The following is a 13,259-nucleotide window of genomic DNA, read 5'->3' on the forward strand; positions in this document are numbered from 1 at the left end:
AAAGTTCGAAATATTATGAAAAAGCTGATAATGTTTCTGGTACTTTTGTTCTCTGTATTTACTTTCGCTCAAACTACAAAAAACGTTTACACTTGTCCGATGCACCCTGAAGTGGTGTCCTCTAAACCTGGAGACTGTCCGAAATGCGGAATGACTCTGGAGAAGAAGACTCTTGCCCTAAAGTCAAAAACAGCGTTAAAACCGGAAGCGAAATCTATAACAGAGATAAAAGCAAAATCCTCAGAAACAAAAATAAATACAACCCATTCTCAAATTACTTATGCATGTCCAATGCATCCGGAAGTCGTTGCAGACAAGCCAGGAAAATGTCCTAAATGCGGGATGGAACTTGAGAAAAAAGAAGATCATTCTCCAACAGATAAACCGAAAGAAGAAGGTTCTGTTTTAAAAAGAAACTCTGAAAACGGGAGAATTACATTTGGAGGAAAAACAGTTCGCTACGATCTCTATGTGAGAGATACGATTGTTAATTTCACAGGGAAAAACAGAAGAGCAATTGCAATCAACGGTAAACTTCAGGCTCCAACGCTGTATTTTACGGAAGGTGATACAGCCGAGATCTATCTGCATAATATGCTTAAAGAAAATACAGGACTACACTGGCATGGAGTGATTCTTCCCAATGAGCAGGACGGAGTTCCTTATCTTACCACCAAACCTGTAAAACCTGGAGAAACCCATTTATATAAATTCAGAATCTCTCAAAACGGAACGTACTGGTACCATTCCCATGAAGCACTGCAGGAACAGATAGGAATGAACGGTATTCTGGTTTTCAAAAAAAGAGAAGGAGAACCCAAAACAGAATACAATGCTGATATTCCGGTATTACTGGGAGATTGGAGTGATGATGACCCTATGCAGATTGCGAGAAGACTTCATATGGCCAATACAGACTGGTATGCGGTAAAGAAAAATGCTGTACAGAGTTATTGGGAAGCCATTAAATCCGGAAACTTCGGAACAAAAGCTCTGAATGAATGGAAAAGAATGGAAGCCATGGATGTAAGTGATGTATATTACGATAAATTCTTAATCAACGGTTCTCCCAGCTCAGATTATTCTAATTTAAAAGCTGGTGACAAAGTACGGTTGAGAGTTGCGAATGGAGGTTCATCTACCTATTTCTGGCTGAACTATGGTGGAGGAAAAATAAAAGTAGTGGGTAATGACGGAAATGATGTAGTTCCTATAGAAGTTGACCGTCTGATTGTAGGAGTTTCCGAAACTTATGATATTGAAGTGACCATTCCTGAAAATAAAAGCTTTGAATTCAGAGCGACTTCTGAAGACAGAATAGGACATGCTTCGCTTTGGCTGGGTTCAGGTGAAAAAGTAGAGGCTCCCAATCTCCCAAGGTTGATGCTTTTTGAAGGAATGAAAATGATGAATGGTATGATGGAAATGAGCGGAAATATGAAGCCGATGAACATGACAATGGGAAATCAGATGATGGATATGAATGAAGTTATGTACCCGGAATTGTCTGAAAGCCAGAGAAAAACTACTGCAAAGCACATCAATGAGATGATGGGAGTGAAAACGAAAGAAGACAAAAAAGAAGATCATTCTCAACACTCAGGAATGGAGATGAAGGAAGAAAAAACAATCAAAAGACTGTCTTACAATATTTTAAAGTCTCCAGAAAAAACAGTTCTTCCTACAGATAGCATTCGGGAAATGAAATTTACACTGGAAGGAAATATGAATCATTATCTCTGGACACTGGATAACAAAACTGTGACAGAAACCGATAAAATTATGATCAAAAAAGGAGAGATTCTTAGAATTAAGTTATATAATAATTCTATGATGCGCCACCCGATGCATCTTCACGGTCATGATTTTAGGCTTATCAATTCAAAAGGAGAGTATTCTCCACTGAAAAATGTAGTAGATATCATGCCAATGGAAACTGTGACAATAGAATTTGCTGCCAATCAGGATGGAGACTGGTTTTTTCACTGTCACATTTTATACCATATGATGGCGGGAATGGGAAGAATCTTCAGCTATGAAAATTCAAAACCCAATCCACAGCTTCCGAATAGAAAACTGGCCTGGAAAAACTTTATTCAGGATAATAAAATGACCAGTTCTATGGCAATGCTGGACATAGCAAGCAATAAAATCCATGCAGAAACTATGACAATGTTCGGACCGAGATGGGCCAACCTGAATGAGTTTCATTCTAACTGGAATTTTGATCATTTTGAAGGAAGTGCAAAAGTAGGACGCTTTTTAGGAAAATTTCAGTGGGCGCTGCCTTATGCAGGATTCAGGGTGCAGAAAAATCATGAGATCATGGAGAGACAGATGGCAGAAGATCTTGGAATGGATTTTCACGGTAAAAAAACATGGTTCGGACAGCAGAAGGCTTCAAAAAACAGATTTGCATTCATTGTTGGGATGCAGTATGTATTACCCATGTTGATTACAGCTGATACAAGTGTGGATCAAAACGGAAAAGTATTATTAGAATTGAGTCGTGAAGACATACCGCTGTCCAGAAGGCTGAGAGGAAACTTCAGTGTCAATTCAGACGGAGAATTTTCTACAGGATTGAGATATATTGTTCAAAAATGGTTATCCCTTTCCGGAAATTATGATAATGAAATGGGCTGGGGTGCAGGTGTTACTTTAACTTATTAATTACAACTAAATTATATTCAAAAAAGCTGTCTCATTGAGGCAGCTTTTTTTTGGTCAGATACATGTCATAGGGAAACTTTTTATGGACGCAAAGAATAGGGTATTCTAATGCATAGTTTTAGGAGGCAAAGAGTGGCGACTTTGTCGCTGATGAAGTTTTGAGTAATACATTCGCTTAGAAAAATCAATGAAATTGATTCTATCTTTGCTCCCTTAAAATTTTATTATTCAAAAGGGAAACTTTTGCGTTTTAAATACTATCCTGCAAAGTGTTTTTACATCTGCTTACTTATTGCTTTTACATTTATTTATAAGTAATGATCAATAATTACTTTACAGGCTTTGGAAATTAATATTTATTAGTTAGGACTTGATGAAGACTAATTTTTATAAGAAAAATGTTGATAACTTAGCTAAAAACAAAGGCCACCTCATTTTCACGAGATGGCTTTATATAATTGATGCAAATGCTTTTATTTAGAAGCTCCTGCAGCTTTTTCAGTCTTTGCTGGTGTATAAGTAACTTTTGAAATATCAACCGTCATTTCTTTCAGACGTTTTGCTACATTTTCAGGCATTTCTTTCTGATATCTTCCTCCGATTACTTCTGCAAGGAATTTTTCGGTTTCAGCATACATCGCCATGCTGTTGACAGGTTTACGGAATCCATGGCCTTCATCATCAGCCAAGATATAATTAACCTTTTTACCTTTATCACGAAGAGCGATGACAATCTGATCTGCCTCAGCCTGCTTTACTCTTGGATCATTAGCTCCCTGAACAATCAATAAAGGTTTGTTGATTTTATCTACACTGAATAGTGGGCTTGCATCATGCATACGTTTTTTACCTTCCTCCGTTTTTGGATCACCTACCATCCCATAAAGGAAAGCACGGGCAGCTTCCCAGTATGCAGGAACTGAATCCAGTAACGTAAATAAGTTACTTGGTCCTACGATATCTACTCCTGCAGCATATACATCCGGAGTGAAAGCCAGACCTGCCAATGTTGCATAGCCACCATAGCTTCCTCCCATGATGACTACTTTATTTTTATCTGCAATTCCCTGATCGATCAGATATTTTACGCCCCAGGTAATATCATCCTGCATCAGTTTTCCCCACTGAAGATCTCCGCCATTCTGGAATTTTTTACCATATCCGCCACTTGCTCTGAAGTTAGGCTGAAGCACGGCATATCCTCTGTTAGCTAAAAATTGTACGGTTGAGTTGTATCCCCAATAATCTCTTGGACCTTTCGGACCTCCGTGTACTAAAACAACTACAGGAACATTCTTTCCAGATGAACCTACAGGTAAAGTCAGGTAAGCCGGAATTTCAAGTCCATCACTGCTTTTATAGCTGATAGGAGTCATTGCTGCCAGATACTTTTCAACTTTTTTCAATTCTGTTCTTGGGGTATACTGGAATATCAGCTGTTTTGTCTTTGCATCGAAGAAATATGCTTCTGAAGCATATTTATCTCCTCCCACAGAAACCAGAAACTTAGAATAATCATTGGTAGAACTTGCAAAACCAACCTCTCTTCCCGGGAATTTGCTTTGCAGGAATTTGTAGTTTGCTTCCCACGCTTTATCTTTCCAGTAATATTCTGTTTTATCTCCGGTGTAAGAAGTGTAGATCATTTTTCTTGTATTTCTGTCTAAAAACAGTCCTCCAAAATCTACTTTATCCTTAGGATCACTTTCTATTTTTGTAATCTGTTTTGTTTTCGGATCCATAAGGAATAGTGCAGATTTATCCAGATCTCCTTTATTGGTTACCAGGTAAAACTTAGAATTGTCTTCGTTCCAGTTGGAGATATAAGCACTTTCCGTTACCAGTGTTTCGTAAATAGGAGTCAGTTTATCACCTTCTTTATAAAAAAACTGTGTGGTTCCTTTATCATCCGTTTTGGAAAGAACTCTTAATTTTTCATCCCAGTCAAATTCATAGCTTGTGATACGATCTGTATTTTCATACACCTTTTTCAGCTCTCCTGTAGAGATTTTCAATGAATACAGATCATGCCATGCTTTATCACGGTTGTTCAGTCCAATCATCAGCAAATCAGGATCTTTTCTGCTTGCCATGTAGATACTTGCAGTTACATCTTTAAGCGGAGTGATATTCCTTGACTCTGGAACTCCTTTTGTTGCTTTTGCCATAGGGTCTACCGCAAAAATATTCATGTTTTCATCACCATTATTATCTTTTACATACAGAATATATTTTCCGTCTTCTGTCCAGAAATACCCATTCAACGGGCGTTTGCTGTTTGTTAAAGGACGTGCTTTTTCAAAAGGCTCATCAATTTTTTTCACCCAGATATTCATAATCCCCTCATATTCCTTTGTAAAGGAAATCCATTTCCCATCCGGACTCAATTGTCCTCCGGCAATCTCCGGATTACCAAAGAATAACCCTCGGTCCAGTACCGGGACTTCCTGTGCTCGTGCTGTATGAACTCCTATGAGCAGGAGCAATACATAAAAGATTTTTTTCATGTTTTTAAGATTTAGTTGTTATTAATAAATTGTTTTTTATTTTTTATGGATTCATTACAATAATGATCTACATTTCCAGTTCTATAATTCTTTTTGCCATTTTTTGATTCATACTTTCTGGAATCAGTCCCATCAGAAAATTCCGGATTGAATTTCCTTTTTCCCATTGAGATACCTTTCCAATGGTACGGCTTGTATTGACAATATAATCTACTTTCTTTCGTCTGATGTTTTGAAATTTTTCAAATACGGTATTGAAATCCTGATAGCTATCCAGTAGTTTTCCAATGATGTAAGCATCTTCAATGGCCTGACAGGCACCTTGTCCCATATTGGGAGTGGTAGCATGGGCAGCATCTCCGATCAGGCAAAGGTTTTCTGAATACCATTGAGGGATAGGAGCGAGGTCAGAAATCGTATTACAAATAATATTTTCATGGGCTGTAGCTTCAATGATTTTTAAAACTAATGCATGAAAATCCTTAAAGATTTCTGCAATTTCCAGATGTTTTTTAAAACTTTTTTCATTGATGCAGGCATACCAGTACACTTTTTTCTCGGAAATTTTTACAAAACCGAAACGTTTTCCCTTTCCCCACATTTCAAAAGCTTCCTGATGATGTTTTTCCGGCAGATCAAAATCTACTAGGCCACGCCAGCATTTTTGTCCGGAATCCCGTATGGTTCCAATTTTCAGAATTTGATTTCGAATAGGAGATTTGATACCATCTGCTCCAAAAACGATTTTACTTTCAACCTGATTTCCATTTTCAAAGTTTAAAATATAGTTTTCCTCTTTTCTTATTTTTTGTAAGGAATGGTTCAATTGTATAGCATTAGGCTTTAAATTTTCAGTCAGGATTTTCTGGAGCTCAGCCCGGTGAATCGCAACGTTACAGGAATTGTACTGAGATTCCAGTTCCAGAATTTCTGTTTTGGAGATGGTCTGTAAAGATTCATTGGCGATAACGATTCTATGAACTTTATTACCAGCATTTTCAATCTTTTCTTTTAAACCCAAACGGTCGAAAACCTGCATGGCATTGACGGCCATCATAATTCCGGCTCCTACAGGTTTTATTTCAGGAGCAGATTCATAGATCGTAAAATCAGACTGATGCTGTTTCAGTACATTTCCGAGGGTAAGTCCTCCGATTCCTGCTCCGATGATTGAAATGATGTTCATAAGGCTTAGTTTTATTTAAAACGTAAAGGGGCGAAAGATTCTTATTGTTGTACCTTTTAATACAGTCAAATGGTAACTTATAGCGTTAAAATATAACTCTCTGATACTTTTTTAAAACCATATCGGCTGAAAAAGTTGTGAGCACCATGGTTGTTGACTCCGCTTTCCAGCAGAATAAAACTGATATTCCAGCTTTTAGATTCGTGAATGGCTTTCTCCAAAAGGGTACTTCCAAGAGACTGACCTCTCACAGATTGACCCAGAAGCATATCCTCCAGAATTGCATATTTTTTAAAAGGACTGTTGATCACATTGAAAACCATCATTCCTACAATTTCTCCAGTTTCATTTTCTGCAATCAGAATATTCAGTTTGGAACTGCCGTCAGAATTAAAATCGGTGATTAGCTGCTCTGTCAGGATCAGTTCAAGATCCGGATTCCAATGGTGAGAATCTATCGCTCTTCCGGACATCATTTCGCCATGAGAAATATAAGAATCTGTTTTATGCGTAATAAAAAAATCTACAAGTTCTTTGATGCGGCTTTTATCGGTAAGCCATTTTGTGCTATATTTCATGAGGTGTAATGGTGTTTATTTTAAGTTTTTCAGCTCTTCCAGCAATTTATTTTGCTTGTTGATAAATTGATTAAGACTGTCTGTTTTCAAAGGATGAGCATTTTGGTATTTTTCAATTTCAGGAAGCGTTTTTCTGATTTTGATTGCTGAATATAGACTATAAATAGTTTGCTTATTTCTATTAATTGTATGCTTAAGTTCTTTAATTCTTTGAACTTTTAGATTATATTTATTTGAGCTCTCTTTGACCAGGTTAATCATTTCCTTTCTTAAAACCGAATCATTAATTGATTTTGCATTACTTTCCGCAATCAGATAATAATCTTCCGAATTAGAAATAATGCTGCTATATATGTTTTGCATTTTGTGGGCATCCTCTTGCATTAAAGAAATTTTTTCATCCATTTTCTTTAAGCTATCATCATTTTTGATTTTTTCAGAATAAATACCTTCAAATATATCCTGAGATTTACTTAGCCTCTTTATTGGTATACTGGATTCTGTATTTTCTGCTGCTTTTTCTACAATATTTTGATCTTGTGATTTATTTTCTTTGCAGGAAAGTAGAGATAATGCCAGGATGGAGGCGAAAAGTATTTTTTTCATAGTATGGTTTGTTTTGGTTGAAAATCAGCATCATATCCAAAGCAATTAAATTAATCATTTCAATTCTAAAAGAAGAGATTAAAGGATATGATTTTAATTAGTTGAACAAACTTTGAGAAATGTTACATAAATAAAAAAACGGAGTCTGAAAACAGACTCCGCTATAAAATTTTTTACGCTAAAATTATTTACCCAGGTAAGATTTAAGAATCTTGCTTCTGGTATTGTGTTTTAGTCTCTTAATTGCTTTTTCTTTGATCTGACGAACTCTCTCTCTTGTAAGATCGAAAGTTTCACCAATTTCCTCTAAAGTCATTGGGTGTTTTCCGTTCAGTCCGAAGTATAATCTTACCAGATCAGCCTCTCTTGGAGTTAAAGTATTCAATGCTCTTTCAATCTCAATTTGTAGAGATTCCAGCATTAAATCTTTATCGGGACTTGGAGATTCTCCTGAACGTAATACATCATAAAGATTAGAATCTTCACCTTCTACTAAAGGAGCATCCATAGACAGGTGTCTTCCGGAGTTTTTCATAGATTCTTTGATATCTTCCTCGCTCATGTCAAGAACTTCAGCCAATTCTTCCGGAGAAGGTGGTCTTTCATTTTCCTGCTCAAGGTGAGCGTATGCTTTATTGATTTTGTTGATAGAACCAATTTTGTTCAACGGTAGTCTTACAATTCTTGACTGTTCAGCCAATGCCTGTAAGATTGATTGACGGATCCACCATACTGCATAAGAGATAAATTTGAAACCTCTAGTTTCATCGTACCTTTTTGCCGCTTTCATTAATCCTAAGTTACCTTCATTAATTAAATCGGGTAAAGAAAGACCTTGATTTTGGTATTGCTTAGATACAGATACTACGAAACGAAGGTTGGCTTTGATTAATTTCTCAAGTGCGGCTCTGTCGCCTGCACGTATTCTTTGTGCCAATTCTACTTCCTCGTCCGCAGTGATCAGTTCCACTTTACCAATTTCCTGCAAATACTTGTCTAATGAAGCAGTTTCCCTGTTGGTAACCTGCTTAGTGATTTTTAATTGTCTCATTTATTTTTTCCTCAAAAAAGAGTTACTATAATATATACGTATGAAAAGGTAAAAAGGTTACACAAGGTTCAATATTTTTTGTTCAATAAATCATGTAAAACGTATTACTATATTTTAAAATGAATTTAACTTATTGATAATTAATAACATGTGATTGTTTTTATTTGAAAAATGAAATATAAATTAATTATCAAAAGACTAGAATTCATTTGAAACCCTGTAAATTCCTTAAACCTTAAACCTTAAACCTTAAACCTTAAACCTTAAACCAAAAAAACGAAACCGAAGTCCCGTTTTTATCTCTAAGAGTTATATTTTAAATTGTATTGGGTTAAAAACCCGCAACTCGAAATTCTACTTAGAAAAGCTCGTTCAATACTTTTGCCAGTCTCAATCCTCCATATAGAAGTTGTCTTTCCATCGTTTCATTGAACTTATACTGATAATCATAAGATAGCTTTGAATCGTTAGGAGTTTGTGCATAGATCTTATTGGCAATTTTATGAGAATCATATAACCAGTCTTCCAGTGTTCCGGATTGAATCTGTGCTACTTCTTCTTTAGATTTGATATCCAAAAGTTTAGAATACTCGGTGTAGCTGTATTTTTGAGAATCCACTAATTTTCCGTCCCATACTGAATGTAAATTGGTTTTTTCCCCGAAATAGGTAACATTGATTTTGTTTCCGCCCAAATCTTCCGCTCTTCCTACGTGTAATGGCTGAGCAAGATCTCCCATAATGTGAATAAGGAAGATTAAAGCAATTTTTCTGTCTTTTTCAGAAGTGTTCTTATCTTTAATCTGGCTGGACAGGGTATTTACCTGAGTGTAAAGACTTGGTCCTGCCTGTGCTTTAAGATTTTGTTCAAAAGCTTTAAAATCCGTCATCGGGTCAATGTTTACATAATGCCATGATGAAGCCTGTTTCCAGGCACCAGTGGTATCAGACTTGATGAAATCCGGCCAGTTTGCCCAATAAGCCAGGCGTTCTTTTCCCATCATTTTTTAATCTCTCTTCTTGCTTTGCGGGAAAGATGGTTTTCTGCAATCTCTGCAATAACCCTATGTCCCGTCAATCCCCACGCATAAGAATAAAGTGAAGAGGCCATGAATGCTAAAATCAGAATTTTAGAATAAATACTTTTCATTTTAAATAACAATTTTCAGTCTGCAAAGATACGCTCCGCTTTCGGAATAAGCATGTATTATCCTGAATTTATTCCACAAGATGATGTTAATAAAATTTAATCTAAATAAACACTAATGCTAAGTTTAAAAGAAGAGAATGCAAGGGTTAAACTCTTTATTATATTAGAGAAAACTTAAAGTAAGTCTTACTCACAACCATAAATCTTAACCTTTAAAACCTGAATTGCAAACTCTAAATAGTTGATTCTTAATGATTAATTTAAAATTTTAAAAAACAAATAAACAGTGTATTTACCGTATTTTCACGGAATTTGCAGAAATTTATTCCTATTAATGTCAATAAATTATTATTTTTAGGAGAAAATTATTGTCAAAATATTTTTTCAAACTTATGAGATATATTATCTTTACAAGTCATAATCAGAGGAAACACTATGCATGAGAATAATATTGTAGATATGAATTACAATAAGCTGCAGACAGACTTTAAAGCTGAAGCAGTGGCTGTTAATCTTTTAAAATACCACCGTGCGGTAAGCAATATCTTCATAGAGCGTGTGGGTGTGAACGACCGTGCTTACCTTAAGGATATTAAAAGTATTTCGAGCAGTTATTTAGGATTTGATGAGGAAGTATTTACCATAGAGAGTTACAGGGAAGGTATTTATGACTACCTTCCGGAAGGACTGTTCCATCCGCCATCCCTTGGGGCTTCCCGGAAGAATGTAGATACTGTGGTAAGGGAAATCCGGAAACAGAAAAGGGTAGAAGATGATGCCCGTAAGTTTTTCCGTCCTTTTGAACTGGAAGTATTTTTTACGGAGATCAGTGCTTTGCTCAAGGAATCAGAATTTGATATCACCAGCAACACAGATTCTTTACTGGAAACAGTAAGTGAGCTTTGGCCCATGATCAAAATGCTGGATCAGCAGAGTGCTTATATTTTCATGCACATTTTACCTTTTTTCCATCAGATAAGAGGGGATAAAAGGTGGTTTGAAAGATGTATGACGGCTTTTCTCCAAGTACCGGTACAAGTAACTTTTTCACCCAATATTATTGATCAGATCGAGAAAAATGATGATTCCATGTTATTAGGAAATTCAAGATTAGGGGTAACTTATATTCCAAGTGGTCCGCATATGGACGGTCAGCGAAACTGGGTGGTAAATATTGGCCCGATTCCTTATGGAGATATGAAAAAATATATTACCGGAAGTCCGTTCAGAAACGTACTTCAGTCACTGTATGACTATTTTCTTCCTGTAACAGTAGATGTGGAAGAGAATTTTGTCACAGAAAAGGAGGAATATTCATTCAGTCTGGAGGATGATGAAAGAAATGCCAGCCGCCTTGGATACTCTACCTTCCTCTAAATTATTTTATTATATTTACAACTACCAACAAAGTATAAATTCGAAAAGAAACAAATGGAAATTTCTTCAGTAAAAGGTATTTTTTTAAGGTATATCCTAATGCCTTTAATCGCAATTATTATGATGGTTATACTGGGTGTAATCAGGAGAAATAAACCTGCGATCAAAATTAAAGTGATTATTATATACGTGCTGCTGTGCAGTTTATGCCTGGCTATTCCTGGGGTCTTTGGATTTGCAGGAAACCTTTTTAATCCGTACTGGTATCTTATTGCACAGGTCATTTATCTTATTTTAGGGATTATTCATGTGAATTTATTGCACAAATATTTCAAAAAGCATATTGAATCTCTTTCCATGAGTATTCTGTTTGAATCTATACTTTCATTAACGTGTATAGCTTTGGGAGGATATCTTTTCACTCTGATTTTTAACTGGATGAGTAAAGGATTAGGAAATGCTGTAATGGCGGCAACAAGTATGGTGATCTTTGTCGTTCCGATGGTATTTTACTACTGTTATATTCAGTTTATCAGTATTCCTTTTGATATTTATAAAACATGGAGATATTCACCGGAACAGAAACTGCCTGATTTTGAAGGAGCAGATTTTGACAGATTGATGGTACTGAATGTTGAATTGAGTAAAAAATTAGAAGATTCTAACCGTTTCAGAATTAAAGCAAAAACACTTCCCACAGGAGTTACTTTCGGAGATTGGTTCTACAGGGTAGTAGACGATTACAACCACAAGAATCCAGGTTCTATTATTCATCTTTCGGATGAAGGTAATGAGCCATATTACTGGATCTTCTACACTAAAAAATCGTTTTTCAGTTTTAGAAAATATATAGATTTCGACCACGACATTACGACAAACAGCATTTCTGAAAATGAAGTGGTGATTTGTAAGAGAGTTATTCAGCATGAAGAGGAGGGAGTCGCAAAAAAATCATAACCACAAAAATCTAAAAAGTATTAAACATGATACAGCCTATTAAACATTTTGCAATCAACTGGGTGGATGGGATGAAAGTTTCTCAGAGACACCTTAATGATCAGGATAATTTCTTAATTGATACAATCAGAGATTCCAATTCCCTTGGAATTACTACATATAACTACGGACTTTTACCTATTTCCAACGAATTTACAGACCGTACCATTTTTGATGTTCACAATACAGCAACCAATGACGTACAGCTTGTCATTAAGCGTTGTAGTGCCGTTACGATGGCAGGATACCGAATAGAGCTTACAGACAGAAGAATCAGTGTGAAATCTTTGGCAAAATCTATGAACGAAGAGCAGGCAGATGGAGAATATTATATTTTGATTTCTGTAAACCCTTTTGATAAAGTGCCTTTTGGAGATATTGATCCTGAGGAAATTCCGCCACGCCATCCAAGTGCACAGCCGAATCACCATATTGAACTGCTTCCTGTAACTTCTTTGAACAGCAGTTATTCGGGAGGAAATTATCTTATCATCGGGAAAGTGGATTTAAAAGGAAATATTGCTCAGGTAGATTCCAACTTTATTCCGCCTTGTACTTCTGTGCAAAGTCATCCTGCTTTGGTAGAGTATTACAGCAGTTATGCGAAATCTATTGGAAATCTTCAACAGTATGCTTTTAAAATTATTCAAAAAGCATCTCATAAAAATCAGAATACCGCTTTGGCACAAAACGTTAAATTTTTGTGTACTACCATGGTGAATACTTTTGGAGACATGTATTTCCAGTTCAGAAATATTACTCCCTGGCAGCCACCTGTATTCTTGATTGAATCTTTTGCAAGACTGGCACTTCATTTATACAATTCAACCCAGCTTTTAGTTCCCGCAGAATTGGAAGAAATGTTGAACTACAGCTTAGAATGGAGTGAGATTGCTCCTCATACTTTACTCAACCAGCTTTCTATTGTAGCAGAAACGAATTATGATCATCATAACTGTGGTGAGCCTTTGCTTTATATTCAACAGATGTTGAGAAGCCTTGAAATCATTTTCTCAAAACTTAGCGAACTTGATTATATCGGTCAGAGAAAAGAAAATATCATCGTTAATGAGCAGGAAGTTTCTACCAACACGAACCCAAAAAGAGGTTGGAGTGTTTTAGATTAAAATTATTTA

11 protein-coding genes are annotated in these 13,259 nt (G+C 36.0%); 4 read left to right on the forward strand and 7 right to left on the reverse strand.

Going from position 1 to position 13,259, the window contains the following annotated elements:
* Nucleotides 1-15 precede the first annotated feature (15 nt).
* Entirely contained in the window at nt 16-2,673 is a 2,658-nt protein-coding gene (locus BOQ62_RS13245) for a multicopper oxidase domain-containing protein (RefSeq protein ID WP_164976747.1), read from the forward strand.
* 473 nt (nt 2,674-3,146) lie between these two features.
* Here BOQ62_RS13245 and BOQ62_RS13250 read toward each other — a convergent pair whose 3' ends face one another.
* From BOQ62_RS13250 to BOQ62_RS24290, 7 genes are all read right to left on the reverse strand, one after another.
* Nucleotides 3,147-5,180, reverse strand: coding sequence for a S9 family peptidase (locus BOQ62_RS13250; RefSeq protein ID WP_129040167.1), 2,034 nt, complete (start codon nt 5,178-5,180; stop codon nt 3,147-3,149).
* 67 nt (nt 5,181-5,247) lie between these two features.
* Nucleotides 5,248-6,366 carry an FAD-dependent monooxygenase gene (locus tag BOQ62_RS13255; RefSeq protein WP_129040169.1) on the reverse strand — a complete coding sequence of 373 codons (1,119 nt, stop codon included), beginning with the start codon at nt 6,364-6,366 and terminating at the stop codon, nt 5,248-5,250.
* A gap of 77 nt (nt 6,367-6,443) precedes the next feature.
* Nucleotides 6,444-6,944, reverse strand: a complete 501-nt coding sequence (locus tag BOQ62_RS13260; RefSeq protein WP_129040171.1) for a GNAT family N-acetyltransferase — start codon at nt 6,942-6,944, stop codon at nt 6,444-6,446.
* Between the two features lie 15 nt (nt 6,945-6,959).
* Nucleotides 6,960-7,550 carry a hypothetical protein gene (locus BOQ62_RS13265; protein ID WP_129040173.1) on the reverse strand — a complete coding sequence of 197 codons (591 nt, stop codon included), beginning with the start codon at nt 7,548-7,550 and terminating at the stop codon, nt 6,960-6,962.
* A 184-nt stretch (nt 7,551-7,734) separates the two neighbouring features.
* Nucleotides 7,735-8,601, reverse strand: coding sequence for an RNA polymerase sigma factor RpoD/SigA (locus BOQ62_RS13270; RefSeq protein ID WP_002979276.1), 867 nt, complete (start codon nt 8,599-8,601; stop codon nt 7,735-7,737).
* A 358-nt stretch (nt 8,602-8,959) separates the two neighbouring features.
* Nucleotides 8,960-9,604, reverse strand: a complete 645-nt coding sequence (locus tag BOQ62_RS13275; RefSeq protein WP_410494196.1) for a S1/P1 nuclease — start codon at nt 9,602-9,604, stop codon at nt 8,960-8,962.
* Nucleotides 9,601-9,750 (reverse strand): hypothetical protein, encoded by a 150-nt coding sequence (locus BOQ62_RS24290; protein ID WP_410494197.1) that lies wholly within the window; start codon nt 9,748-9,750, stop codon nt 9,601-9,603. The genes BOQ62_RS13275 and BOQ62_RS24290 overlap by 4 nt, the downstream gene beginning before the upstream one ends.
* 459 nt (nt 9,751-10,209) lie before the next feature.
* Between BOQ62_RS24290 and BOQ62_RS13280 the strand changes: the two genes are divergently transcribed.
* The 3 genes from BOQ62_RS13280 to BOQ62_RS13290 are packed head-to-tail and all read left to right on the forward strand — an operon-like array spanning nt 10,210 to nt 13,250.
* Nucleotides 10,210-11,127 (forward strand): type VI secretion system baseplate subunit TssG, encoded by a 918-nt coding sequence (locus BOQ62_RS13280; RefSeq protein WP_228414084.1) that lies wholly within the window; start codon nt 10,210-10,212, stop codon nt 11,125-11,127.
* A 54-nt stretch (nt 11,128-11,181) separates the two neighbouring features.
* On the forward strand, nt 11,182-12,084 hold the full coding sequence (locus BOQ62_RS13285) for a TssN family type VI secretion system protein (RefSeq protein ID WP_129040176.1): 903 nt from the start codon (nt 11,182-11,184) through the stop codon (nt 12,082-12,084).
* Between the two features lie 26 nt (nt 12,085-12,110).
* Nucleotides 12,111-13,250: a hypothetical protein gene (locus tag BOQ62_RS13290; RefSeq protein WP_121487906.1), complete on the forward strand. Its 1,140-nt coding sequence runs from the start codon at nt 12,111-12,113 to the stop codon at nt 13,248-13,250.
* The last annotated feature ends 9 nt before the right edge of the window (nt 13,251-13,259 follow it).

This window comes from Chryseobacterium sp. CH21, assembly GCF_004119445.1.
Classification (GTDB): Bacteria; Bacteroidota; Bacteroidia; order Flavobacteriales; family Weeksellaceae; genus Chryseobacterium.